This is a genomic window from Saliniramus sp. (genome assembly GCF_035311605.1).
Classification (GTDB): Bacteria; Pseudomonadota; Alphaproteobacteria; order Rhizobiales; family Beijerinckiaceae; genus Saliniramus.
Window position 1 is genome coordinate 1 of sequence record NZ_DATGCW010000089.1, and the last position, 25,075, is coordinate 25,075.

At 66.0% G+C, this 25,075-nt stretch carries 24 protein-coding genes; 9 read left to right on the forward strand and 15 right to left on the reverse strand.

Translation table 11 applies throughout. The features are described 5' to 3' along the window. Positions 1 to 150: 150 nt before the first annotated feature. Entirely contained in the window at positions 151 to 888 is a 738-nt protein-coding gene (locus tag VKP01_RS04170; RefSeq protein ID WP_324410556.1) for a hypothetical protein, read from the forward strand. A gap of 4 nt (positions 889 to 892) precedes the next feature. Here the strand turns inward: VKP01_RS04170 and VKP01_RS04175 are convergent, their stop codons facing one another. From VKP01_RS04175 to VKP01_RS04205, 7 genes are all read right to left on the reverse strand, one after another. Beyond that, positions 893 to 4,474, reverse strand: coding sequence for a PAS domain-containing hybrid sensor histidine kinase/response regulator (locus tag VKP01_RS04175; RefSeq protein ID WP_324410558.1), 3,582 nt, complete (start codon positions 4,472 to 4,474; stop codon positions 893 to 895). A gap of 151 nt (positions 4,475 to 4,625) precedes the next feature. Then, positions 4,626 to 4,985 carry a tRNA-binding protein gene (locus VKP01_RS04180; protein ID WP_324410560.1) on the reverse strand — a complete coding sequence of 120 codons (360 nt, stop codon included), beginning with the start codon at positions 4,983 to 4,985 and terminating at the stop codon, positions 4,626 to 4,628. 32 nt (positions 4,986 to 5,017) lie between these two features. Further along, complete coding sequence (locus tag VKP01_RS04185) at positions 5,018 to 5,770, reverse strand: TetR/AcrR family transcriptional regulator (protein ID WP_324410562.1); 753 nt, start codon at positions 5,768 to 5,770, stop codon at positions 5,018 to 5,020. Positions 5,771 to 5,877: 107 nt separating this feature from the next. Continuing rightward, on the reverse strand, positions 5,878 to 6,720 hold the full coding sequence (gene proC, locus VKP01_RS04190) for a pyrroline-5-carboxylate reductase (RefSeq protein ID WP_324410564.1): 843 nt from the start codon (positions 6,718 to 6,720) through the stop codon (positions 5,878 to 5,880). Between the two features lie 66 nt (positions 6,721 to 6,786). Further along, positions 6,787 to 7,293 (reverse strand): YbjN domain-containing protein, encoded by a 507-nt coding sequence (locus VKP01_RS04195; RefSeq protein WP_414706513.1) that lies wholly within the window; start codon positions 7,291 to 7,293, stop codon positions 6,787 to 6,789. 399 nt (positions 7,294 to 7,692) lie between these two features. Beyond that, positions 7,693 to 8,979, reverse strand: a complete 1,287-nt coding sequence (purD, locus tag VKP01_RS04200; RefSeq protein WP_324410566.1) for a phosphoribosylamine--glycine ligase — start codon at positions 8,977 to 8,979, stop codon at positions 7,693 to 7,695. A 39-nt stretch (positions 8,980 to 9,018) separates the two neighbouring features. Further along, positions 9,019 to 9,570: a biotin transporter BioY gene (locus tag VKP01_RS04205; RefSeq protein WP_324410596.1), complete on the reverse strand. Its 552-nt coding sequence runs from the start codon at positions 9,568 to 9,570 to the stop codon at positions 9,019 to 9,021. 271 nt (positions 9,571 to 9,841) lie between these two features. On the opposite strand from VKP01_RS04205, the gene VKP01_RS04210 reads away from it, so the two are divergent. Next, positions 9,842 to 10,858, forward strand: a complete 1,017-nt coding sequence (locus VKP01_RS04210; RefSeq protein ID WP_324410568.1) for an NADP-dependent oxidoreductase — start codon at positions 9,842 to 9,844, stop codon at positions 10,856 to 10,858. A 114-nt stretch (positions 10,859 to 10,972) separates the two neighbouring features. Beyond that, a complete protein-coding gene (gene recQ, locus VKP01_RS04215) occupies positions 10,973 to 12,817 on the forward strand; it encodes a DNA helicase RecQ (RefSeq protein ID WP_324410570.1) in 1,845 nt (614 codons plus the stop codon). 3 nt (positions 12,818 to 12,820) lie between these two features. Here recQ and VKP01_RS04220 read toward each other — a convergent pair whose 3' ends face one another. The 3 genes from VKP01_RS04220 to VKP01_RS04230 form a co-directional block, all read right to left on the reverse strand. Continuing rightward, the gene (locus VKP01_RS04220) at positions 12,821 to 14,053 is read right to left on the reverse strand and encodes a phenylacetate--CoA ligase family protein (RefSeq protein WP_324410572.1); all 1,233 of its coding nucleotides are present in this window, start codon (positions 14,051 to 14,053) and stop codon (positions 12,821 to 12,823) included. Between the two features lie 53 nt (positions 14,054 to 14,106). Next, a complete protein-coding gene (locus VKP01_RS04225) occupies positions 14,107 to 15,243 on the reverse strand; it encodes an isobutyryl-CoA dehydrogenase (RefSeq protein WP_324410574.1) in 1,137 nt (378 codons plus the stop codon). Between the two features lie 129 nt (positions 15,244 to 15,372). Next, positions 15,373 to 16,284 carry a DMT family transporter gene (locus VKP01_RS04230; protein WP_324410576.1) on the reverse strand — a complete coding sequence of 304 codons (912 nt, stop codon included), beginning with the start codon at positions 16,282 to 16,284 and terminating at the stop codon, positions 15,373 to 15,375. 179 nt (positions 16,285 to 16,463) lie between these two features. Here VKP01_RS04230 and VKP01_RS04235 point away from each other — a divergent pair, with 179 nt between their 5' ends. Together VKP01_RS04235 and VKP01_RS04240 are read left to right on the forward strand one after the other, a co-directional pair. Beyond that, positions 16,464 to 17,354, forward strand: coding sequence for a YihY/virulence factor BrkB family protein (locus VKP01_RS04235; protein WP_414706514.1), 891 nt, complete (start codon positions 16,464 to 16,466; stop codon positions 17,352 to 17,354). Between the two features lie 8 nt (positions 17,355 to 17,362). Next, positions 17,363 to 17,794, forward strand: coding sequence for a metallopeptidase family protein (locus tag VKP01_RS04240; protein ID WP_324410600.1), 432 nt, complete (start codon positions 17,363 to 17,365; stop codon positions 17,792 to 17,794). A 47-nt stretch (positions 17,795 to 17,841) separates the two neighbouring features. Here VKP01_RS04240 and VKP01_RS04245 read toward each other — a convergent pair whose 3' ends face one another. The 3 genes from VKP01_RS04245 to rplS all read right to left on the reverse strand — a co-directional run bounded on the left by VKP01_RS04245 (position 17,842) and on the right by rplS (position 20,477). Then, the gene (locus VKP01_RS04245) at positions 17,842 to 18,183 is read right to left on the reverse strand and encodes a hypothetical protein (RefSeq protein ID WP_324410578.1); all 342 of its coding nucleotides are present in this window, start codon (positions 18,181 to 18,183) and stop codon (positions 17,842 to 17,844) included. 222 nt (positions 18,184 to 18,405) lie between these two features. Then, entirely contained in the window at positions 18,406 to 19,833 is a 1,428-nt protein-coding gene (leuC, locus tag VKP01_RS04250) for a 3-isopropylmalate dehydratase large subunit (RefSeq protein ID WP_324410580.1), read from the reverse strand. 206 nt (positions 19,834 to 20,039) lie between these two features. Then, positions 20,040 to 20,477, reverse strand: coding sequence for a 50S ribosomal protein L19 (gene rplS / locus VKP01_RS04255; protein WP_324410581.1), 438 nt, complete (start codon positions 20,475 to 20,477; stop codon positions 20,040 to 20,042). Between the two features lie 274 nt (positions 20,478 to 20,751). Here rplS and VKP01_RS04260 point away from each other — a divergent pair, with 274 nt between their 5' ends. Genes VKP01_RS04260 through VKP01_RS04270 form a run of 3 tightly spaced genes read left to right on the forward strand, consistent with a single transcriptional unit; the run spans position 20,752 to position 23,043 of the window. Further along, positions 20,752 to 21,180: a DUF5367 family protein gene (locus VKP01_RS04260; protein WP_324410583.1), complete on the forward strand. Its 429-nt coding sequence runs from the start codon at positions 20,752 to 20,754 to the stop codon at positions 21,178 to 21,180. Further along, positions 21,177 to 22,061 carry a 3-hydroxyisobutyrate dehydrogenase gene (mmsB, locus tag VKP01_RS04265; RefSeq protein WP_324410585.1) on the forward strand — a complete coding sequence of 295 codons (885 nt, stop codon included), beginning with the start codon at positions 21,177 to 21,179 and terminating at the stop codon, positions 22,059 to 22,061. Before VKP01_RS04260 ends, mmsB begins: the two co-directional genes overlap by 4 nt. 31 nt (positions 22,062 to 22,092) lie before the next feature. Then, positions 22,093 to 23,043 (forward strand): DMT family transporter, encoded by a 951-nt coding sequence (locus VKP01_RS04270; RefSeq protein ID WP_324410587.1) that lies wholly within the window; start codon positions 22,093 to 22,095, stop codon positions 23,041 to 23,043. Between the two features lie 15 nt (positions 23,044 to 23,058). On the opposite strand, the gene ruvA is transcribed toward VKP01_RS04270, so the two are convergent. Both ruvA and ruvC read right to left on the reverse strand, forming a co-directional pair. Further along, complete coding sequence (gene ruvA, locus VKP01_RS04275) at positions 23,059 to 23,679, reverse strand: Holliday junction branch migration protein RuvA (protein ID WP_324410589.1); 621 nt, start codon at positions 23,677 to 23,679, stop codon at positions 23,059 to 23,061. Between the two features lie 6 nt (positions 23,680 to 23,685). Further along, positions 23,686 to 24,222, reverse strand: coding sequence for a crossover junction endodeoxyribonuclease RuvC (gene ruvC / locus VKP01_RS04280; RefSeq protein WP_228697964.1), 537 nt, complete (start codon positions 24,220 to 24,222; stop codon positions 23,686 to 23,688). A 157-nt stretch (positions 24,223 to 24,379) separates the two neighbouring features. On the opposite strand from ruvC, the gene VKP01_RS04285 reads away from it, so the two are divergent. Continuing rightward, positions 24,380 to 25,075, forward strand: a 696-nt coding sequence (locus VKP01_RS04285) for a GTP-binding protein (RefSeq protein WP_324410592.1), incomplete at its 3' end; no start/stop codon positions are given.

The window sequence follows — 25,075 nt, forward strand, 5'->3', positions numbered from 1 at the left end:
CGTGTTGCGGAAAGCCGCCCGCTGCGCGAGCGCAACGTGATCTGAAGGCGCGTTGCCTATCGGTGCCTCTGCCGTGATCGGCTTGCTCTCGCCGGTGCAGGGGCGTTATGCCGGATCACCCGTCATCCAATTCCCCCTCCGGAGAGCAGCATGCGCGGACGCGCCGTCCCCCTCACCCCCGCCCGTACCCTGATGGCGGATCTGTCCTGGATCGCGCGCAAGGTGCCGATCGGGGTGATCCGGCGCGAGGTCGATCTTTCGCCGCTGATCGCGGCACGCCGGGCCAGTGCGCCGCCGCGTATTCCGTTCACGGTGATGACGGCGAAGGCGCTCGCCCTGGTGGCGCGTGACCGGCCTGAACTGCGCCGCAGCTATGCGCTGTTTCCCCGCCCGCATCTCTTCGAGGTTCCCGTCAGCGTCGCCTCGATCATGATCGAGCGTGAGATCGACGGAGAACGCGCGGTGATTCCGGTGCGGGTGAGGGATCCCGCAAGCCAGTCGCTACGCGCGATCGCGGCCATCCTCGACAATGCGCGGGAGGGTAAGGGCGGCGAAGCGGCGCATCTGGCCAAGCTGATGCGGATCTCGCGCCTGCCGCTGCCCCTGCGGCGCCTCGCCTGGCTCTGGGGCTTCAACAGCGGAAGGCAGCGCCCGAATTATTTCGGCACCTTCGGCGTCTCCGTGCTCGGCCATCTCGGCGGGGAGATCACGCGCCCGGTTTCGCCGCTGACGAGCTTCCTCAGCTACGGCCCCTTCACCGCCGACGGCATCACGCAGATGAGCATGGCCTTCGATCATCGGGTGATGGATGGAGCGCTGATCGTCGAGGCGATGGGGGGGATCGAAGCCGCGCTCAACGGGGCGATCCGGGAAGAACTCGCGGGCTGAGCCCTCACTCCGCAGCATTGCGGCTGGTATGCCAGCGGGTGAGCAGGGCGCGCAGCGCAGCCGGCTTCAAGGGCTTGTTGAGGAGCTGGATCGCCTTGGCTGCCGCATCCTCGCGCACACGCGGCGAGCGATCCGCCGTGAGCAGAATCGCCGGCAGATCCGCGCCCAGATGCCAGCGCAGGGCGAGTATGGCTTCGATTCCGTTACCCTCGTCGAGATGGTAATCGGCGATGATCACATCCGGCGATGCGCCGGCGCGCCGCAGCATTTCGCGCGCCTCTGCAAGCCCGCGCGCGCCGTGCACCGCACACCCCCAGCCGCCGAGCAATTCCTGCATCCCGGCGAGGATCGCGGGCTCGTTGTCGATGGCGAGAACGGTCAGCCTGTGGAGCCCGCCGGCGGGCTGCCTCGCCGGGATCTCGTCGCTCACGCTGACCGGCAGCGCCGCTGCTTTGGGCAGGTTCACGGAAAAGCATGATCCGCGCCCCGGATGCGAGATCAGAGTCAACTTGTGCTCCAGTACACGGGCGATGCGTTCGACGATGGACAGCCCCAGCCCCAGCCCCTGTGCGATCCGCGCGCCCTGATCGAGCCGCTGGAATTCCTGGAATATCAGCCGCTGCTTCGAGGCGGGAATGCCCAGTCCCGTATCGTGAACCTGCAGGGTCAATCTGCCGCCGCGCCGACGCGCGCCGACGAGAATCTTGCCGGAGGGCGTATATTTGATCGCATTGGAGATCAGATTCTGCATCAGGCGGCGCAGCAGTTTGCGATCTGAACGTATACTGACCGCAGGGGCGATGAAGCGCAGCCGCAACCCCTTCGCCGCCGCCGAAGGTTCGAATTCCCTGGCGAGCTGATGCAGGAAGGAATCGAGGCGAAAGACCGCGTATTCCGGCTTGAGCGCGCCCGTATCCAGCCGCGAGATATCGAGCAGCGCCGTGAGGATCTCCTCGACCGCATCCAGCGAGGCGTTGACGTTTTCGGCGAGTTCGCCCGTGCCGCTGTTTGCCGCTTGCGTGCCGGAGGCATCATGGCCATCGCGATTGCGCTCCACCATCGCCGTCGCGTAGAGTCGCGCAGCGTTGAGCGGCTGCAGGATGTCGTGGCTCGCCGCGGCCAGGAACTGTGTCTTGGAGGCATTGGCTTCCTCGGCTTCCGCCTTGGCCTGGGTCAGTGCCGCATTGAGGCGGGTGAGTTCCTCCGTGCGTTCGCGCACCCGTCGCTCCAGCTCTTCCGCGACACGAGCCTGCGCTTCTTCCGCTGCAACGGCCTCGGTCACGTCGGTATAGGTGGTGACGAAACCGCCATCGGGCAGCGGGTTGGTCCGGATCTCGATGACGCGTTCATTGGGGTAGAGCCGCAGCCGCACGGGCTCGGTTTCATGGATGAAGCTGTCGATGCGCGCTGCGATCTGCTCATCCATCGCCCCCGGCCCATAGGCCCCGCGTGCGGCATTGAAGCGTACGATCTCGCCCAGAGAGATGCCGACACGCACGAATTCCGGCGGCAACTCGTAGAGATCGACGAAGGCCTGGTTCCAGCATAGCAGGTGCAGATCCGAATCGAGCACGGTGATGCCCTGGCGGGCATGGTCGAGGGCGTGCTGGAGCAGATCACGGTTGTACTGGATGGCGGCCGAGGCGTCATCGAGCAGTTTCAGCGCATCGCGGGTCGAGACGTTGCGGCGCTTGAGCACGAGTGACAGGGCAAGGCGTGCCGATGCCGCGCCGATCGCCGAGGCCAGCAGATGCTCGGCATAACGCAAGAGATGGATATCGGCCGGGCCCATGCGCGCAAGATCAACCCCGCGCATGCGCGCGAAACCTTCGAAGGAGCGCGTGGCGCGTTCCTCGCCCAGATAGCGCGCCACGGTCGCCTGCAGCTCGGCCACGGTGACGGCGGTACGAAACAGCCGGAAGGACTGCGCAGCCGGTGTGTTCGCCTCGCCGATGAAGGCATCGGCCTGCATGCGTTCGAGCGATGTGGTGGGCCGCATCAGCGAGACGGTGATATAGGCGCCGAGGTTGACCCCGAGGCTCCAGAGCACGCCATGCGTCAATTGCGGCAATTCGAGACCAAACAGCGCGGTCGGGCGCAGCCAGGCGAACCCGAACGGGCCATGGGCGATCAGATCGGCGAAGGGGCGGGCCTCCCAGGCGATCGAGGGCAGGAGCAGGGTGTAGACCCAGACGGCGAAACCGAGCGTCAGGCCCGCGACGGCGCCCGCAGCCGTACCCCGCCGCCAGATCATTCCGCCGAGAAAGGCCGGTGCGATCTGGGCCACGGCGGCAAACGATAGCAGTCCGATCGCCGCGAGGGCCGCATCGCCGGCGGCGCGGAAATAGACATAGCCGAGCAGGATGACGACGAAGATGGCGATGCGGCGTACGCCGAGCACCATCCCGCCCAGATCGTGCGGGAGGGTGCGCCCTGCGGCTTCTCCTTCCGGCACGGCGCCGCGACGGCGCAGCATCAGCGGGATCACCAGATGGTTCGAGATCATGATGGCGAGCGCCACCGATTCCACGATCACCATGGCCGTTGCCGCCGAGAGGCCGCCCAGAAAGGCGATCAGCGCCATCTCCCGGGCCCCCGCCGCCAGCGGCAGGGCGAGCACCGTCATGTCCCGGTCGATCTCGCCGGATGCGAAAGTCGCATAGCCGGCCACGGCGAGGGGCACGACGAAAATGTTGATCAGGATCAGGTAGAGCGGAAACAGCCAGGCGGCACGGGCCACATCGGAGAGCGAGCGGTTCTCGACGACACCGACATGAAACTGGCGCGGCAACATCAGGATCGCCATGCCCGACAGGGCGACGATGGTGAGGAAGGCGCCGGGTCCGGAGGTGCGGTCGAAGACGTCGAGCGCGCCGCCCTGGATGTCCTCGACCCGCCCCATGATGTCGTCGACACCACCAAACATGTGGAAGGTGACGTAATAGCCCACCATCAGGAAGGCGACGAGCTTCACCCCCGATTCCAGCGAGATCGCGAGAACCAGCCCGTTCTGGTGTTCCGTCGCGTCGGCATGGCGCGCGCCGAAGCCGACGGCGAAGATCGCCAGCACGATGGCGACCAGCAGGGCGAGATCGCCGAATGGAGTGACCATTGCGGGCGCCAGCGTCTCCTGTGCATCGTTTGCCAGAAAGACGTTGAGCGAAGAGGAAACGGCCTTGAGCTGCAGGGCGATGTAGGGCACCGAGCCGACCACCGCGATCAGGCTGACGATGGCGGCGACGCGCTCGCTCTTGCCGTAGCGCGCGGCAACGAAATCCGCCACGGAGGTGATGTTCTGCGCCTTGGCGATACTGACGATGCGCTGGACCAGCTTGTAGCCGAGGCCGATGACCAGGATCGGCCCGAGATAGACGGCGAGGAAATCGAGTCCCGAATTCGTGGCGAGCCCGACCGAGCCGAAGAAGGTCCAGGAGGTGCAATAGACGGCGAGGCCGAGCGCGTAGATGGTGGCGCGCAGGCCGCCATCCAGCACGCGCTTGCCCTGCCGGTCACCCCAGAAGGCAACGGCGAAGAGCAGGCAGAGATAGATCAGGGCCGTTCCGACGACGACCCAGCCTGCAATCATGGCGGACGCCTTCCCCCCGTTTCAGCCGCTCCGGCTGCGTTGGCGATGGCCGGTTCAACGACAGCCTAACCCGCTTGCAGCCGCAAGGCCAAGACGCATTGCAATGATGGCCGGGGGAGCGGTCGCGCGACCGGGAACGGTGCGAAACGCTTCAGTAGAGGCGCCCGCCGATTTTCGCATCTTTCGCCGGCGTGATCAGCACGACTTCACCATCGGCATCGGGCACGCCGAGGGTAAGCACTTCCGACATCATCGGCCCGATCTGGCGTGGCGGGAAGTTGACCACCGCGAGCACCAGCATCCCCGGCAGATCCTCCAGCGCATGGTTGCGTGTGATCTGGGCGGAGGAGCGCCTGGTGCCGATCAGCGGGCCAAAATCGATGGTCAGCTTGAAGGCGGGCTTGCGCGCCTCCGGGAACGGCTCCGCCGCGACGATCCGCCCGACGCGGATATCGACCACGAGGAAATCCTCGAAACCGATCAATGCCTGAACCTCGTCGTGCTCCGCCATGAGCACACCCGCCTTTCCCTGACTCGCGCGTGTCAGATCGCTGCGGCGGGATCGCGATCCTCGCCGGGACGGTCGATCCCCGCATCCGGCCCCGCATCCGCGCCGTCATCCTCACCATATCCGCCGTCACGGCGGCGCTGGCGCATGCGCGCGCCGCCCTCCATGATCGCCTGGCCGATCGCGCGGAACGGCGCGGTGACACGGTGGAAATCTTCGGCACGCTCCATGAAGCGCTCTGCGCGACCGAGTTCGCGGTCGAGCCGCGCCATGGTCTGCGCCAGTTCCGGCGCATCATCCTCGAGCCAGGTTTCCAGCACACGCGCCATGGTCAGGACGGAGCCCTGAAGCTTGATCGGGCCGAGGGCATCCTCGGTGGGAATATGCGCTGCTGCCAGCATGTAGCGATGCGAGTTCAGTGCGACCTGGTTGAGCGCGGCCAGGGTCAGCGGCTCGCGCCGCACGGCGACGGCGATGCGCCGCAGGGCGACTTTGTAGGGCGCCAGCGCATCAAGATAGCGCATATAGACGTCGAACAGCCTTTCGCGGGCAGGTTCTCCGATCAGATCATCGGAATTGCCGGCGAGCACTGCCATGTCGATCTTGCGGGCGAAGCCACCGAGCACGGCGCCCTTGGAGGGGAACGACTCACGCAGATCCGCCAGCGTAATGCCTGCCGCTTCGGCAATATCGCCGAGTTCGATGTCATCCCATGGGCGCTCCGCAGCGAGCGCCATGGTCGCCTCGACGATATCGTCGCGTCCCGGTTTCTTCTTGCTGGTCGCCATTCCGTTCTCCCGTCACGCTGCGCTGCTGAAGAATGCTATGATAACGCAGCTTTGGCCTCTGTGTAGGGGATCGCGCGCAAAAGGCGGGTGCCTCAAAGGCATGCGGGTCAGCCTGAAAGCGCGCCGGCGCGGCGTTTCGCGGCGGCCACGGCATCGCGCAGCAGCGGTCGAAAGCCGTTTTCCGCCATCAGCACGTCCAGCGCAGCGGCCGTGGTGCCGCCCTTGGAGGTGACGTTCTCGCGCAGGGTTCCCGACGGCAGCGGGCTTTGCGCGAGCATGGCGCCGGCGCCTGCGACCGTGGCGCGCGCGAGCTTCTGGGCGAGCTCTTCCGGCAGCCCGGCATCAATGCCGGCGCGGGCGAGTTCCTCCGCCAGCAGGAAGACATAGGCCGGGCCGGAGCCCGATACCGCCGTGCAGGCATCGATCAGACCCTCGTCCTCGACCCAGGCGACGACACCGATCGCACCCAGAAGCGCATCCGCCATGGCGCGGCGCTCTTCTGCGAGGCCCGGCGAGGTGCAGGCACCGGTGGCGCCTTGCGCGATGGCCGCCGGCAGATTGGGGATCGAGCGTACGATACCGCCGCAGCCGGGTATCGCCGCGTCCAGATTGGCGATGGTCTTGCCGGCCAGAACGGATATCAGCGTCGTGCGGGAATCGACCAATGGCGCGATCTGCGGGCCGACTTCACCGAGCACCTGCGGCTTGATCGCGAGAACCAGCGCCTCCGGCGGTGCGATCGTGTCGCTGGCAGGATTGAGCGCGACCCCCCTGGCGGCGCAGAGCTGCTGCAGATCGGGGCCGGGATGGGGATCGATCACAGTGGCGGCAGAGCCGGGAAGGCCGACCTTGAGCCAGCCTTCGAGCATGGCGCCTCCCATCTTGCCCCCGCCTACCAGCAAGATTGAAGCAGGCAGATTCTGCGCTTCACCAATCATCGCGACAGTCATGGCGTTTTGCTCCCATTGTGCGCGCTGCGATCCGTCCCGCGGGCGGATGCGCGCCGAAACGCGTTATCAGGCCTCACCTTCGGTCTCGAAGAGCACGCTGTCCAGTGCCTCGCGCGCGGATTTTCCCGCCCAGAGCACGAACTGGAAAGCCTGATAATGCCGCTCGCAGGCATCGATTGCCGACTTCATCAGCATTTCGCATTGTGCACGGGCCGGCATGGTGCCGCCGGTCAGGAGCAGCGCATGGCGATACATCGCCACCTGCTCGGCGCCCCAGAGATCGAAATGCCCGACCCAGAGCTGCTCGTTGATCATCGAGACGAGATGCAAAAGCTCCGTGCGCCGGCGCTCCTGTACCTTGAGATCGAAGGCGCAGGCGATGTGCAGGGCCTCGACTTCCGGGATCCAGGTGAAGGCGATCTGGTAATCGGCCCATTGCCCGGAGACCGAGACGCACATCTCGTCCGCATCGAAGCGCTCGAAGACCCAATGTTCGTTCGCTGCGAGGCGCTCGACCTCGTCGAGCGGGTGTTCGGCACGGTCTTCGTGAAGCAGCAGCGGGGTCATGGTCATCCATCGAAACGCGTGCAGGCGGTCGTTTTGGGCAAGACGCATCACCGATGCGCGCAGCCGGCGCTTGAAGGCCACGCAACCCCCCGGCGGATGCCGCCGCAGGCACGAATCACCTTCATCTCGACTATATCCCGCGCAACTTGCGTCGATCAAAGTGCTTTCCGGAGCCGTGAAGCGTCTATCGACAGCATTCGGGTTCGCCATGGCGATATCGCTGGAGGGTCCGTCGCGGCGAAATCGCGCCGGAATGCCCGCCAAACGCCTGTTTTGCCGGGGCGCGCACGTGCGAGGCTTCGGAAGCGGAGTCTTGTGAATCGATCCGCGCGCATGCCGCCATCCTGTGCGCATCTTGCAGAAATCTGGGGAAATCCGATCCGGATGTCTTTCAGGCGTCCTGCCTCACGCCTCGTCACCGTCGCGCGAAAGCGCCCGCCAGCCGATATCGGAGCGGCAGAAGCCTTCGGGCCAGTCGATCGCCGCGACGCCGCGATAGGCCCGCTCGCGTGCCTGCGCCACATCCGCACCGAGCCCTGTCACGGCGAGCACGCGCCCGCCATGGGCGGTGAGTGCGCCGGCGCTGTGACGCGTAGCGGCATGGAAGACGAGGGTATCGGGCAGCGCACCCGCCGCATCGACGCCACGAATGACGCTGCCGTTCTCCACCTTGCCGGGATAGCCGCGCGTGGCGAGGACCACGGTCAGCGCGGCTTCCTCGCGCCAGCGCAAAGGCGGCAAGGCGGCGAGCTTGCCGTGGGCCGCCGCCATGAAGAGCATGGCGAGATCGCTTTCGAGGCGCGGGATCAGCACCTGCGTCTCCGGATCACCGAAGCGCACATTGTATTCGATCAGCTGCGGGCCGGAGGCCGTGATCATCAGCCCGGCATAGAGAATGCCGGTGAACGGCGTGCCGCGGCCAGCCATGGCGCGCAGGGTCGGCTCGATGATTTCGCGCATGACCTGCGCCTCGCGCGCCGGGGTCATCACCGGCGCCGGGGAATAAGCGCCCATGCCGCCGGTATTGGGGCCGGTGTCGCCGTCGAAGGCGCGTTTGTGATCCTGCGCCGAGGCGAGCGGCAGGGCCGTCTTGCCGTCACAGATGGCGAAGAAGCTCGCCTCCTCGCCTTCGAGATAATCCTCGATCACCACGCTGGTGCCCGCATCGCCCAGACCGCCGGCGAACATGAAATCCACCGCTGTCTGCGCCTCCGCCATGCTCATGGCCACGACGACGCCCTTGCCGGCGGCGAGCCCGTCGGCCTTGATCACGATCGGCGCCCCGCGCCGGCGGATCTCCGCCATGGCGCTCTCGCGATCATCGCAACGGGCATGGCCGGCGGTGGGAATGCCGTTCGCGGCGCAGATCTCCTTGGTAAAGGCCTTGGAGCCTTCGAGCTGCGCGGCGGCGCGGCGCGGGCCGAAACAGGCGATGCCGGCATCGGTCAGGCTGTCGACGAGCCCGTCGACCAGCGGCGCTTCCGGGCCGATCACGACGAGATCGACCGCTTGCGCGTCACAGAAGGCGCGCATCGCCGCATGATCGGAAAGCGGCAGATCGTGGTTCTCACCCAGTGCCGCCGTCCCGGGATTGCCGGGGGCAATGAAGAGCTTCTCGCAGAGCGGACTGGCGGCGAGACCGTGGGCGAGCGCATGCTCGCGACCGCCGGAACCGATCAGCAGGATCTTCATCGCGTCGTCTCCCGTATCGCGCGCAGCCGGCGCGCCCAATCAGCCGCCGGCGCGTCCCAGAGTCGGATAGACCCGGTGTACGCTGCTGGCAACAGAAGCCGCCGCTGCCGCCTTGATCAGATCACCCGGCACAAAGGCCAGCGAGCCCGTCGTCGCTGCCCAGAACGGCGTCTCGTAGACGATGGCGAGCCAGGCGATGCCGCCTGCATAGATCACGACGATACCGCCCACGATGCTCGCAAGGAATGCGGAAATGAACGATCCTTCACGCCCGAAACGCTCCATAAGCCAGCCGATGACGAAGGCACCGACCGGCCAGGAGAAAACAAAGCCGGCAGTCGGTCCCATGAAGACCGAGAGCCCGCCGCGACCGCCGGGGAAAACCGGCATTCCGACAGCGCCGAGGGCGAGAAAGACGAGGACGGCCAGCATGCCGCGCCAGCTGCCCAGCACTGCGCCGGCGAGCATCACGCCCAGCGTCTGCGCCGTGATCGGCACGGGCAGGAACGGGATCGGGATCGCCGGGACGAGGCCGAGTGCTGCGATGATCGCCGCGAACAGGGCGATGCGGGCGAGGTCGAGGGTCTGCATCACTTCTGCAGGACGCGAACCGGTTTCGGGCGGCTTCTGGTCAGGGGAATGGGTCATGTCGATCTCGCCCGTCTCGAGGATGATGTCCGGAATGCCACGGTTGCATATGGCGCCCGTCAGCCTGCGTCAATTGTTGCGCCTGCGAAAACGCGCAGCCAATGGGCGAAATCCACGGCGATATGACCTATCCTGACCGGATGAAGCAAGCGCATCGCCTGAACGGGATGCGCGCTTTGCGTGCCGCAGACGAAGCGCCAAGGGAGAAAGCCATATGCCGAAGAACCGCCGCTGGGTCCTCGCTGCCCGTCCGAAGGGAGAGCCCTCCCCCGACGATTTCCGACTGGAAACACACGAGATCGAGGCCTCTGCGCCGCCCGACATGGTGCTCATCCGCAACCGCCATCTCTCGCTCGATCCCTATATGCGCCTGCGCATGGATGACGCGAAATCCTACGTGCCGCCCTATGAACTCGGCGAAACCCTGGGCGGGCAGACCATCGGCGAGGTCGTGGCCTCCGGCAGCGCCGATTTCACACCGGGCGACAGCGTCATCGGCTCCGGCGGTTGGCAGGATTACGCGCTCCTGCCGGCGAAGATGGTCCGGCGCATCGATCCTGAGCGCATCCGGGCGCCGGCCTGGCTCGGCATGATGGGCATGCCCGGTTTCACCGCCTGGATCGGGCTCGATCTCGTGGGCGGCGTGAAGGCGGGCGAGACCCTCGTCGTCGGCGCGGCGACGGGCCCGGTCGGCTCCATGGTCGGGCAGCTTGCCAAACGCGCCGGCGCGCGCACCGTTGCCATTGCCGGCGGGGCGGAGAAATCTGCGCTGGCACGCGAGACCTTCGGTTTCGATGTGGCGATCGACCATCGTGATCCCGATTTCGCCGAGCGCCTCGCCGATGCCTGTCCGGACGGGATCGACGTCTACTTCGAGAATATCGGCGGTCCGGTTCTCGAAGCGGTCCTGCCGCTTCTCAACGATTTCGCCCGCATCCCCGTCTGCGGCCTGATCGCCCATTACAATGAAAGCGGGCCCGCGCCGGATGCGAGCCCGCTCGCGCGGGTCATGCGCCAGGTCCTGGTGCAAAGGCTTTCCCTGCGCGGATTCATCGTTTCCGACCACTTCGCCCGCTATTCTGATTTTCTGGGCGAAGTCGCCCCGCTCGTCGGCAAGGGCGAAATCGTCGGGCTGGAAGATGTCGTCACGGGGCTGGAAAACGCACCCCAGGCGCTGATCGGGCTCCTGGCCGGGCGCAATCGCGGCAAATGCGTCGTGGCGCTCGATTGACGGGAGCGATCGACGACCGGGCATTCTTCCACGGAAAATGGTCTTCCACGGAAAATCCCGGTCGCCCGCCCGCCGGTGATTTCATCGGCGGGCGAAACCCTCTATCCAGTCGCCATGATGGCGCCCGCATCTGATTCGTCACATTCCCTCGACACGGCCCGCGCAGCCATGCGCGAGACCTTCGGCTATCCCGACTTCCGCCCGGGCCAGGACGAGGTCATCGCCGCCGTGCTGGCGGGGCACGACGTGCTCGCGGTGATGCCCACCGGCGCTGGCAAATCCATGTGCTACCAGCTTCCCGCTCTGGTACGCGAAGGGCTTACCGTGGTGGTCTCGCCGCTGATCGCGCTGATGCGCGACCAGGTGGCGCAATTGCGCACCAACGGCGTCGCGGCGGGTGCGCTCAATTCCGCCAACGACCAGGAAGAGAACGATCGCGTTCGCGACGCCCTGCGTGCCGGCGCGCTGCGGCTACTCTATATCTCGCCCGAGCGGCTGGTGAACAACGGCACGGCGGAATGGCTGGCGCGATCCGGCGCCCGCCTGCTTGCCATCGACGAGGCCCATTGCGTCTCGCAATGGGGCCATGATTTCCGGCCGGAATATGCGGCTCTCGGCGATGTCCGCAAGCGGCTCGGCAACATTCAGACCATCGCGCTCACCGCCACCGCCGATATCGCGACACGCGGCGATATTGCCGGCCAGCTCTTCACGCAGGAGCCGACGACGTTCGTCCATGGCTTCGACCGGCCCAATCTCTATCTCGCCATGGAGCCGCGCACCGACCGCAGCCGCCAGATCCTGCGCTTTCTGGAAAAGCATCGCGGCGAGAGCGGCATTGTCTATTGCGCCTCGCGCAAGGCGACGGAGACGCTGGCGCAGACGCTCTCGGACAAGGGCGTCACGGCGCTGGCCTATCATGCGGGCATCGAATCGCAGGAACGCTCCCGCCGCCAGGACCGGTTCCTGCGCGAGGACGGGATCGTCATGGTGGCGACGGTCGCCTTCGGCATGGGGATCGACAAGCCCGATGTGCGTTTCGTCGTGCATGCGGCGCTGCCCAAATCCATCGAGGCCTATTACCAGGAGATCGGTCGCGCCGGGCGCGACGGTGCCCCCGCCGACACGCTCACGCTCTACGGACTGGAGGATATTCGCCTGCGCCGCACGCAGATCGAGGAATCCAACGCTTCCGACGAGCAGAAACGCATCGAGCGCCAGCGCCTCGACGCACTGGTCTCGCTCTGCGAGGCGCCCCAGTGCCGCAGGCAGACACTGCTCTCCTATTTCGGCGAGGGCGCCGAGCCCTGCGGCCATTGCGATCTGTGTCTGGGCGGGGTGACGCGCTTCGATGCCACAATCGAGGCGCAGAAGATCCTTTCCGCCATCGCCCGCACCGGCGAGCGTTTCGGCGCCGAGCATATCGTCGCGATCCTCGTGGGCGAGGACAGCGAGCAGGTTCGCCGCCACGGTCATCACGGGCTCAAGACCTTCGGCGTCGGCAAGGATCGCCCCAAACAGGCCTGGCGCTCCCTGATGCGCCAGATCTACGCTGCCGGGCTCGTCCAGATCGCCATTGACGACCACGGACGCTGGCGCATCACTGAGCGTGGCGATGCCGTCCTGCGCGGGCGGGAGACGGTGACCCTGCGCTCGGACGTGCTGGAGGGCGGCAAAAGCGGCAAGGGTGAGAAGCAGCGCCGCGCCGGGGCCATCGCCGAATCAGGCATCGCCCCGGACGATCCCGTGCTCGCCCGGCTCAAGGCGCTGCGCATGCAGCTCGCCCGCGAGCAGGAAGTGCCGGCTTATGTGATCTTCACCGACCGCTCACTCGTCGACATGGCTTTGACGCGCCCGCGCGACCGCACCGAACTCTCCGCCTGCCATGGCGTCGGCCAGGCCAAGCTCACCCGCTACGGTGACGTGTTCCTCGAGGCCTTGCGCGAAGTGCAGGCGTAAAGCTCAGTCGTAGCTGCGCTCATCCGCAATCACCTTGCCGTCATTGGGCAGGCTGCCCGGGGCGGTAAAATCGATCCTGCCGCGCAGCTTGAGGATGTTCTGGAGGCTCGCGCCGGCTGCCTGCGCCAGCGCATCGTCGCCGTTCTCGGTTTCGCATTGCAGCGTCATCGCATCGCTCTCGCCCTCGCGGGTGACGACGAGGCGGGCCTTGACGATTTCGGGATGCACGGCAAGCACGGCGGCGATCTGCTCGGGGCGCACGAACATCCCCTTGACCTTGGTGGTCTGATCGGCGCGCCCCATCCAGCCGCGGATGCGGATATTGGTGCGCCCGCAGGGGCTCGGCTCATCCATCTGCGCGGTGAGATCCCCCAGAGCAAGCCGGATCACCGGATGATGCTGGTCGATGGTGGTGACCACGATCTCGCCGACCTCGCCGGGTGCCACCGGATCGCCGGTGCCGGGGCGCACGATTTCCAGAATGATGTCCTCGTTGACCACGAGCCCGTCATGCGTGCCGCTCTCATAGGCGATGAAGCCGATATCCGCCGTGGCATAGGCCTGATGCGCCACGATCCCGCCCGCGGCGAAGGCGGCCTGGAGCGATTTCGGGAAGGCGGCGCCGGAAACGCCGGCCTTCCTGATCGAGGAGACGTCGCGCCCCTTCTCGGCGGCGGCATCGAGCAGGATCTTCAGGAAATCCGGTGTGCCGGCATAGACGTTGGGGCGAAACGCCTCGATCAGATCGAGCTGCGCTTCCGTGTTGCCCGGGCCGGCGGGGATCACGGCGCAGCCGAGCGCACGCGCACCGGAATCCATCAGGAAGCCGCCTGGCGTCATATGATAGGAGAAGGTGTTGAGCACGATGTCGCCGGGGCGCAGCCCCATCGCATGCAGCCCGCGCGCGGCGCGCCACGGATCGTCCTCGCGCCCCTCGGGCTCGTAGATCGGGCCCGGCGAGGTGAACAGGCGACCGAAGGCGCCCGGCGAAGCCGGCACCAGGCCGCCGAAGGGCAGGGCCTGTTTCTGCAGGGCTGGCAGGTCGCTCTTGCGCAGGATGGGCAGATGCGCGAGCGCCACGCGATCGGTGATGGTCTCGATCTCGATCTCGCCCAGATGGCGTGCATAGGCCGGCGCCCGCATGGCCGCATCGAGTGCCTGAGGCAGGCGGGTGAAGAGTTCGGCCTCGCGATCGGCGGCCCGGCGCGTCTCGCGCGAATCGAAGAACTGGCTCATACTCGTCTCCCCTCATCGGCGCGCATCTTGCGCACGCGCTCTCTGGTGCTGGCTCAGCGCCCGATCAGATCGCGCGCGACGATCATGCGCATGATTTCGTTGGTGCCTTCCAGAATCTGGTGCACGCGCAGATCGCGCACGATCTTCTCGATCCCGTAATCGGCGAGGTAGCCATAGCCGCCATGGAGCTGCAATGCCTTGTTGGCCACGTCAAAGCCGGTATCCGTGGCGATGCGTTTGGCCATGGCGCACAGCCGCGTGGCATCGGGTGTCTTAGCATCGAGAGCGGCAGCCGCGCGCCAGAGGAACGTGCGTGCGCATTCGAGCTCGGTCGCCATGTCGGCGAGTGTGAATTGCAGGGCCTGGAACTGCGCGATGGCGCGCCCGAAGGCCTTGCGCTCACGCATATAGTCGAGGCTGCGCTCGAGCGCGGCCTGCGCGCCGCCCAGTGAGCAGGCGCCGATATTGAGCCGCCCGCCATCAAGGCCGGCCATGGCGATGCGAAAGCCGATCCCCTCGTCGCCGAGACGGTTGGTCACCGGCACGCGCGCATCCTCGAAGATGACCTGCCGCGTCGGCTGGGCATTCCAGCCCATCTTCCTCTCTTCCGCGCCAAAGCTCAGACCCGGCGTGTCCTTGTCGACGACGAGCGTCGAGATCCCGCCGGCACCCTCGGCACCGGTGCGCACCATGGTGACGTAGAGATCGGAGGTGCCGGCGCCGGAGATGAACTGCTTCACGCCGTTGACGATGTAATCATCGCCCGCGCGCACGGCGCGGGTCTTGAGCGCGGCGGCGTCAGAACCCGCGCCCGGTTCGGTGAGGCAGTAGGAGGCCAGCAGATCCATGCTGCACAGGCCCGGCAGCCATTGCCGGCGCTGGTCGTCATTGCCGTAACGGTCGATCATCCAGGCGGACATGTTGTGGATCGAAATATAGGCCGAGACCGTGGGGCAGCCCCTGGCCAGCGCCTCGAAGATCAGCGCCGCGTCGAGTCGGGTGAGGCCCGACCCGCCGACATTCTCGCTGACATAGACGCCGCCCATGCCCAGTGCGGCGGCCTCGCGCATGACGTCGATGGGGAAATGTTTCTCCTCGTCCCAGCGCACTGCATCCGGCGCCAGCCGCTCGGCGGCGAAGCTCTCGGCCATCTCCCGGATGGCGTTCTGGTCCTCGTTGAGGGCGAACATGGTTCCTCGCGTTTCCTGCCGGCGGGTCGGACGCCCGTTTGTTTGCGCCCTGGCGACGCTTTGCGCAGATCATAGCCAAAGCCCCCGCGCACGCAAACACCGCCCTTCGTCGTGTGCCGGGCCGCGCGATCACGAGTGGGCGCGGCTGGCGATGGCGACACCGATCGCGGCAATCGCCATGCCGGCGATCTGCACCGGGGCGAGGGTCTCGCCGAAGAACAGCCATGCCATCAGCGCCGAACACGGCGGCACCAGATAAAGCAGCGCCGCGACCCCCGCCACGGCGCCGCGCCGGATCAGCGCCAGCAGCAGGAATACCCCGCCGATCGACATCACCAGCACCGACCAGGCCAGCCCGAAGATCACATCCGGAATCATCGGCACCCGGTTCTCCTCGATGAGCAGCGCGACCGGCAGCGTGACAAGTGCCGCGCCGACGAAATGAACCACCGTATTGGTGCGCACATCCTGCGCGCCGCCGGTGCGCTTCTGCCAGATCGTGCCCAGCGTGATCGAGAGCATCGCGACCAGCACGATCCCGACCGGTCCCGGCGGCAGGCCCGCCTCCACGCCCAGACGCGGCAGGATCACGAGGAGAGCGCCGGCGAAACCCACGGCGATGCCGAGCCAGCGCAAGGGCGAGACCTTCTCGCCGAGCGTCAGCCCGACGAGCATGGCGGTGGCGAGCGGCTGCAAGCCCACGATCAGCGCCGCAATCCCCGCCGGCAGCCCGCCATCGACGGCCCAGAAGACGCCGCCCAGATAGATTCCGTGCAAGAGAACGCCCGCGATCAGCCCGTCGCGCCAGTCGCGTATCGTGGCCGGCCATTGCGCCCCGAACCACCAGGCCACGGGCGCGAGCAGCGCGATCACGAGCAGATAGCGCAGAGCCAGAAAGCTCAGCGGATCGGCATGCGGCGCGACCAGCCGCGCCATGATGAAGCCGGTCGACCAGATCAGCACGAACAGGACCGGTGCGAGTTGCGCCAGCGGATCCCGCGCAGCCGGTGTCACCGAATTGCCGCGTGCCGGTCCGATCATGTTTCGCCTCCGCTCGGACGTCATTCCGGCGCAGGGTGTAGCAGGTTGCGGGGCGCGCGCCCATGCACAAGCATGCAATACACAGGCGCGCAATGCACGCGCCTGCAGGATGCGCAGGTCGCAAAAGGCTTGCACCGGAGATCGGCGTGGCCCATTTGCGGTGAGGGAGATCATCGACCTTGCACGCCCTTCGTCAGAGCTTCGCCATTCTCTTGCTCGCCTATAACCGCATGAATCTGCATGACGGCTGGGCGATCGCGAGCCATATCGCCCTTTCGGGCCTGTTCTCCTTCTTTCCATTCCTGATTCTGCTGACCGCGCTGGCGAGTTTCTTCGGCGCCGGTGCGCTCGCCGATGATGCCGCGGATCTGATCCTGCAGGTCCTGCCGCGCGAGATCGGTGAGCCAATCGCGCAGGAGGTGCGCAACGTGCTCACGGAATGGCGTGGTGACCTGCTGACCATCGGCGCGGTGCTCTCGCTCTATTTCTCGTCGAACGGGATCGAAGCCCTGCGCGTGGGGCTCAACCGCGCCTATGGGGTGCGCGAAAACCGCTCCTTCGTGGTGACACGGCTCGAATCGATCTTCTATGTGGTCATCGGCGCCGCGGTGATGCTGGCTTTCGCCTTCGGCATCGTGCTCGGACCGCTCGGATGGGGCACGCTTTTGAATTATTTTCCGGCCCTGATCGACTTCACCCGAATCGTCGATCTGCTGCGGCTGGGCGGGACCAGCCTGCTCATTATCGCAGCCTTGCTGATCACGCACAAATATCTGGCAGCAGGTGAACGCAGCCTGCTGAGCGTGCTGCCGGGCGTGGCGGTCACATTGTTTCTGTGGCTGCTCGGCGGTTTCGTCTTCGGCTTCTATCTCGCCCAGTTTCCTCAGGCCTATGCGACCACCTATGGCGGCCTCGCCACAGCGATGATGGCATTGATCTTCCTGTATACCCTGGCGGTGATCTATCTTTTCGGCGGCGAGATCAACGGTGCCGTCGCAGCCATGAACCGCGCAGCCGCCAAACGGCGCCGGGCGCGTGCCACGCATTACGATGACGGTTTCTACTGGTGAGGCTCATGATGCCGAAAGCGGATGATCACAGCGATCTCAAGGCGCCCGACCAGGCAGCGATCCAGACGATTGCCGATGCCGCCTTCGCCGATCTGCCGGAGGCGTTCCGCAGCCTATGCGGCGAGATCGTCATCCAGGTCGCCGATTTTCCCGCCGACGACGTCCTGCGCGAACTGGGGGCGGAATCGCCCTTCGACATACTCGGGCTCTTCCAGGGCATCGGGCTCGCCCAGGGCGGGGGCATCGAGGGCATGTTCGCTGCCGGTCACGAACCCAATCTGATCTGGCTCTACCGCCGCCCGATCCTGGATTACTGGACCGAACACCACGAAACCCTCGGCGCCATCGTCTCCCATGTCCTCATTCACGAGATCGGCCACCATTTCGGCCTCTCCGACGAGGACATGGAAGCGATCGAGGCCAGAGCCGGGGACGCATGAGGGCGGGCGTTTTCAGTCCATTGTGTTCCGTCTAAACAGCTGCCGCCTCACAGGCTCAGCATATAGGCGATGATGTCGGCGCGGTCCTGGTCGTCCTCGGCATAGTGATCGGGCAGGAAGGCTTCGAGCGCTTCTGTCTTCTCCGCATCATCCGTGCCTTCGACGCGCGCGATGATGCGTGCCGGGGCGGCGTGGCAGGAGGCACAATTGGCCTCGTATGCCGCCTCGCCCCGGGTGACGTCAGCTTCTTCCGTCGCATGGGCCGGCGCGAGCGGTGCTGCGAGCGCAAGGGCGAGCGCAAGGGCGAGCGTAAACCCGGCAGCGCGGATTCCCCCGGACGCATGGTGCCAGCGGTTGCCGCGCGTGGTTTTGTGCAAAGCTGCGAGCATGGTTTTCCCCTCCTGGTTGCGTGTCCAGCGATTACCGCCGCGCCGCCTCCGAGCGCAAGCGCGGCTGCGGCATGACAACGCATTGAGGGTAACGCGGTTCGCGCATGACGCAAGCCGCCCTTTCGGGCGGGGCGCAGCTCGCGCGGGCCTTGCTCAAAATCAAAACGCACGGGTTGACCATCACCCCGCGCGCAAAAAAATCCGATCAGGCGGACGCCCGGCTCACGACATGGCGTAAGCGGCCGTCTCCAGTTCACGGATATCGACGAAATGGCCCGCGATCGCGGCAGCCGCCGCCATGGAGGGCGAGACCAGATGCGTGCGGCCCTTGAAGCCCTGACGGCCTTCGAAATTGCGGTTCGAGGTCGAGGCGCAGCGCTCGCCGGCCTCGAGCCGGTCTGCATTCATGGCCAGACACATGGAGCAGCCGGGCTCGCGCCATTCGAAACCGGCTTCGATGAAGACCTTGTCGAGCCCTTCCGCCTCGGCCTGCAGCTTCACAAGCCCCGACCCCGGCACGACCATGGCCTGGACGTGGTCGGCGACCTTCTGGCCCGCGACGATGGCGGCGGCGGCGCGCAGATCCTCGATGCGGGCATTGGTGCACGAGCCGATGAAGACGCGGTCGAGCCTGATGTCGGTGATCTTCGTGCCCGGCTTCAGATCCATGTATTCGAGCGCCCGCCATTTCGAGCGGCGCTTGTTCTCGTCCGGGATATCATCGGGATCGGGCACTTCGCCGGTGACGGAAATGACGTCCTCCGGGCTCGTCCCCCAGCTGACGATCGGCGGCAGATTGGCCGCATCGAGGCGGATCTCCTTGTCGAAGACGGCGCCGTCATCGGTCTTGAGGCTCTCCCAATAGGCGACCGCGCGATCCCAGGCCTCGCCCTTGGGCGCCTTGGGGCGATCTTTCAGATAGGCGTAGGTCTTCTCGTCGGGCGCGATCAGCCCGGCGCGGGCGCCGCCCTCGATCGACATGTTGCAGATCGTCATCCGGCCCTCGATGGAGAGCTCGCGGATGGCCTCGCCGGCATATTCGATCACGTGGCCGGTGCCACCGGCCGTCCCGATCTCGCCGATGATGGCGAGGATGATGTCCTTCGCGCCCACGCCCTTCGGCAATTTGCCGTCGACGATGACGCGCATGTTCTTCGCCTTGCTCTGGATCAGCGTCTGGGTGGCGAGCACATGCTCGACCTCCGAGGTGCCGATACCCTGGGCGAGCGCACCGAAGGCGCCGTGGGTCGAGGTGTGGCTGTCGCCGCAGACGATGGTGGTGCCGGGCAGGGTGAAGCCCTGTTCGGGGCCGACCACATGCACGATGCCCTGGCGCGCATCGCGCTCATCATAATATTCGAGGCCGAAATCAGCCGCGTTCTGCGCCAGCGTCTCGACCTGGATGCGGCTTTCCGGGTCGGCGATGCCGACGGAGCGATCCGTGGTGGGGACGTTGTGATCGACGACGGCCAGCGTGCGCATCGGCGCGCGGACCTTGCGCCCGGCATTGCGCAGCCCCTCGAATGCCTGCGGGCTGGTCACCTCGTGCACCAGATGGCGATCGATATAGATGAGGCAGGTCCCGTCGGGCTGGGTCTCGACGACGTGATCGTCCCAGATCTTGTCGTACATGGTGCGGGGCTTCGTCATCCTCGGTCTCTCCTCGTCCTGCCGGCTGCGGCTTCGAAACGGCCCGCGTGCCGGACAAAAATCCGTCGTGATCCTTGTAGTCGCTCATTCTCACGACGATCAAGGGCGAAAGCATGGCGCGGATGCGCAGGGTGGGGCGCGGAAAACGAAAAACGGCGCGACCTCGCTGGAAGCCGCGCCGGAATTCGCAAAAGGCGGGATACGCCTTATTCGGCCGCTGGCGTGCCCTGGGCTGCTGCGGCGGCAGCGGCCTTCTCGGCGGCGATGCGATCCTTGCGCGAGACGCGGTTGCGGTCGACACGCTCGGCGATGCGGGCGGACTTGCCGCGACGGTCGCGCAGGTAATACAGCTTCGCGCGACGGACCTTGCCGCGACGCACCAGCTTGATCGACTCGATCAGCGGGGAATACAGCGGGAAGACGCGCTCGACGCCCTCGCCGTAGGAAATCTTGCGGACGGTGAAGCTCTGGTTGAGCCCGCCGCCATTGCGCGCGATGCACACGCCCTCATAGGCCTGCACGCGGGTGCGCTCGCCTTCACGAACGCGGACATTGACGATGACCGTATCGCCGGCGTCGAAATCGGGGATTTCCTTGCCGAGCTTCTCGATCTGCTCCTTCTCGAGCTGTTCGATGATGTTCATGGCGCTTTTTGCTCCAGCCGTTATATGACCGTGATCTCACGGCATACGGGATTTCGGCATCCTGTTTTCAGTTGAGGCCCGGGCCATAACCCAATGTGCGCCGGTTGTCGAGCACAATCGACGCGCAGGGTGAAGCACCGCGTGCGAGGCACCTCGCACGCGGCAGGTAGCGTATCCGCTGTCATCCGGCTTGATCGGATCTCCCTTGCCGGGCAAATTGCCGCGCAGATCGGCGCGCGCGCCACCATGGCCGTCACAGCGCCCCGGAGACATCATGATTCGCCCAGCCCTCACCGCCCTCGCCGTCGGCATCGGACTGACAATACTGCTGTTTGTGATCTTCCTCTGGCTCGGGCCGCTCTTCTTTCTTGATGGGCGCCGCCCGTTCCAGATCAATTTCACGCTCGCCGGACTCGCCGGACTCGTCAGCGGGATCGTTCTCGCGCGCTGGCGTATGATGGTGGCGATCGGGGGATTGCGGGGGGCGGCGCTCGTGGCGATACCCGGCATGCTGGTGATGGCGGCGGTGGGTTCGCATTTCCAGGTCTTCTTTCCCGCCCTGGATCCGGCTCTCGACAAAGTCTTCGGCTCGTGGATGCTGTGGTTCTACGGTTTCATGCTGATCGGCGGCGGGGTTGCCTGCCCGGCGAGACGCAAGCAAAAAGACGATAACGACAAGACAGAACAGGGAGGATGGCAATGACGACGATCGGATTCATCGGGCTGGGCAATATGGGCGGGCCGATGGCGGCCAATCTGGTCAGGGCCGGGCATCGGGTGACGGGTTTTGACCTCTCGGCGGAATCCTGCGAGGGGGCACGTGAAGCCGGCGTGGTGATCGCCGACGATGCCGCTGCGGCCGTCACGGGCGCCGAGGTGGTCGTCACCATGCTGCCCGCCGGCCGGCACGTGGTCGAGGTCTTCGGCACGATCCTGCCGGCGATGCGGGACGGCACGCTGGTCATCGATTGCTCCACCATCGATGTCGACAGCGCCCGCAAGGCGCATGCAATCGCCGCGAAGGGGCGCTGCCTTTCGCTCGATTCGCCGGTATCCGGCGGTGTCGGTGGCGCACAGGCGGCGACGCTGACCTTCATGGCAGGCGGATCCCCGGAGGCCTTCGCGAAAGCCGAGCCGATCCTTCTGCAGATGGGCCGCAAGGCGGTGCATTGCGGCGAGGCCGGGGCCGGCCAGGCGGCCAAGATCTGTAACAACATGATCCTTGGCATCTCCATGATCGGTGTCGCCGAGGCCTTTGTGCTTGCCGAGAAGCTCGGGCTGTCGCATCAGGCCCTGTTCGATGTCGCATCCACCTCATCCGGGCAGTGCTGGTCGCTCACCACCTATTGCCCGGTTCCCGGCCCGGTGCCGACGAGCCCGGCCAACAATGATTATAAACCCGGCTTCGCGGCGGGGCTGATGCTCAAGGATCTCGGGCTCGCGCAGGAAGCATCGCAGACAAGCGGGGCGACGACGCCGCTGGGCGAGCACGCCCGCGCCATCTACGAGCGCTTTGCCGGGGCTGGCAATGAGGCCGTCGATTTCTCCGGCATCGTGCGCTATCTGCGGGAGGGGCACGATTGAATTGCCGGACCACCATCGCCGGCCATCCGGCATGAGCGGAAGCGAATCCGAGACTGCCCGCGCACCGGCGGAGCTGCCGGCGCATCTGCGCCCCTTCGATGCGACGGCGCTGACGCTCTATGCCCTCGTCGTCGGCTCCTGGGGCTTCAGCTGGATCGCCCTGCGCATGCAGCTGGGCGTGGTCGCGCCAGAGGTCTCGCTGCTCTGGCGCTTCCTCCTCGCCGGAGCGGTGATGTGGTGCTGGGTGCTTGGCACGCGCCAGCAGATCGTATTCCCCGCTCGCCTGCACGCAGCCTTCGTCGCGGTGGGCGTGACCATGTTCTCGTTCAATTTCATCATGTATTACTATGGCGGCATGACCATCCCCTCCGGTCTTCTCGCCGTCGCTTTCTCGCTGGCGGCAGTGGGCAATCCGCTGATGGCGGCGCTTTTCCTGCGCCAGCCGATCGCGCCGCGTGTGGCGTTGGGCGGTTTGCTGGGCGTAATCGGAGTCGCGGCGCTGTACTGGCCCGAGATTGCCGGATCGGGCTTCTCGCTGGCCGCCGCCAAGGGACTCGTCCTGTGCCTTCTGGGCACGCTGAGCTTTTCCACGGGCAATATCGTCTCCGGGCTGATCGGCAGTCGTGGCGTGCCGCTGATTCCGGCGATCACCTGGAGCATGAGCTATGGGGTGGTCTTCCTCTTCGGGCTCAGCCTGGCGCAGGGACATGCCTTCATCATCGAACCAAACCTGCGTTACCTCGGTTCGCTGGTCTTCCTCGCGATTGTTGCATCCATCATTGCATTCGCCGCCTATATCGGTCTGCTACGCCGGATCGGCCCCGGTCGCGCCGGCTATGCCACGGTGATGTTTCCCATCGCCGCCCTTTCGGCCTCGACCGTTCTGGAGGGCTATAGCTGGACCTTGATCGCCGCCTTCGGTGCGGCGCTCGCGCTTGCCGGCAATCTCGTCGTGCTGCGCAATCCGAAATCTGCCGATTGACGGACGCTGGGGCGCTCAGCGCGCGAGTTCGCGCAAGCCCAGCCGGATCAGTACCTGCGTCGTGGCATCCTCACCGGCGGATTTCATCGCGGCGGCCACGGCGGCTGAGGCCTGCATCTGCGGATAGCCCAGATTGACCAGCGCCGAGACCGCATCGGCGACGGTGGATGGCGCCGCCCCTTCCTCCGATCCCGCTTCCGCGACCCGCGCGAGGGACGGATCGATCGGCGTCGCGGCGGGGGCCTTGTCCTTCAGTTCGGAGATGATGCGCGCAGCGAGCTTCGGGCCTACGCCGGGCCCGCGCGCGATCGCCGCCTTGTCGCCGCTCGCCACTGCCTGCGCGACTTCGCCCGGTTCCAGCACGGCGAGAATGCCGAGCGCCACCTTCGCGCCTACCCCCTGCACGCTCTGCAGCAGGCGGAACCATTCCCGTTCGGCCTCGCTGCGAAAGCCGTAGAGGCGGATCATGTCCTCGCGCACATGCGTCTCGATGGCGAGCACCGCCGCCTCGCCTGTGCCCGGGAGCCGCTGCAGGGTACGGCTGGAGCAATGCACCAGATAGCCCACCCCGTGCACGTCGAGGACAAGATGGTCCTCGCCGATCGCATCGATGACACCTTTCAGCTTTCCGATCATGCGGGGTCAGGCTCCGGCAGTGCCCGTGGCGGGGCGGCGCGCCATGTCGGCGGCGAGATTGCGCGCCTTGCGCTGATGCGCATGGGCGATGGCGATGGCGAGCGCATCCGCCGCATCGGCGGTGGGCGGGGTCGATTTCGGCAGCAGGATGCGCACCATGGCCTGGACCTGCTTCTTGTCCGCGTGACCGACGCCGACCACGGTCTTCTTGACCTGGTTGGCCCCATATTCCGCCACAGGCAGACCGGCGAGCGCCGGGACCAGCAGCGACATGGCGCGGGCATGGCCGAGCTTGAGGGTGGCCTGCGCATCTTTATTCACGAAAGTCTCCTCGACGGAGACCTCGTCGGGCGCATAAGCGCGCACGATCTCCCAGATCCCGTCATGCAGCGATTTAAGCCGGCTCGCGAGATCATCCTTGCCGTCGGAGGTGACGACCCCCGAGGCGATATAGGAGAGCTGCGTCCCGGTCGAGGCGATCATGCCCCAGCCGGTATTACGCAGGCCGGGATCAAGGCCGAGAATGCGGATTGTGTCGCTCACGCGCTGTCCTGATTCGCCGAAAAAGAAGCCCGTATAGAAGTCGCGGCTTCCGTGCGTGCGGTCAAGCACGTGCGCGCGGATGGCGGACTTGACAAACGTACTACGTTATAATGTTACATATCCAGCTTCGAACCTTTCCGACTTCGCGGAGACACTCATGAACCCTGATACCCGCCTGCCCGTCACCGTCCTCTCCGGCTTTCTCGGCGCCGGCAAGACGACGCTGCTCAACCATGTGCTGAATAACCGCGAGGGGCGGCGTGTGGCGGTAATCGTCAACGACATGAGCGAGGTCAATATCGATGCCGATCTGGTGCGCGAGGGCGGCGCGGATCTCTCGCGCACGCAGGAGAAACTCGTCGAGATGACCAATGGCTGCATCTGCTGCACCCTGCGCGACGATCTGCTCGCCGAGGTGAAGCGTCTTGCCGCAGCCGGCAAATACGATTATCTCCTGATCGAGGGCACCGGCATCGCCGAGCCCCTGCCCGTGGCCGCGACCTTCGATTTCCGCGACGAGAACGACGAGAGCCTCTCCGATGTGGCGCGGCTCGACACCATGGTCACCGTGGTCGATTGCATCAATCTCCTGCGCGATTACGGCTCGAGCGACTTCCTGCGCGATCGCGGCGAGACTACGGGCGACCAAGACGACCGCACGCTGGTCGATCTTCTCGTCGATCAGATCGAGTTCGCCGATACGATCGTGCTGAATAAAGTCTCCGATGCGACCCCCGAGCAGCGCGATCTCGCGAGGAAGATCATCATCGCGCTCAACCCGGACGCCAAGCTGATCGAGTCCGATTACGCCCGCGTGCCCATGGCGGAGGTGCTTGATACCGGGCGTTTCGAT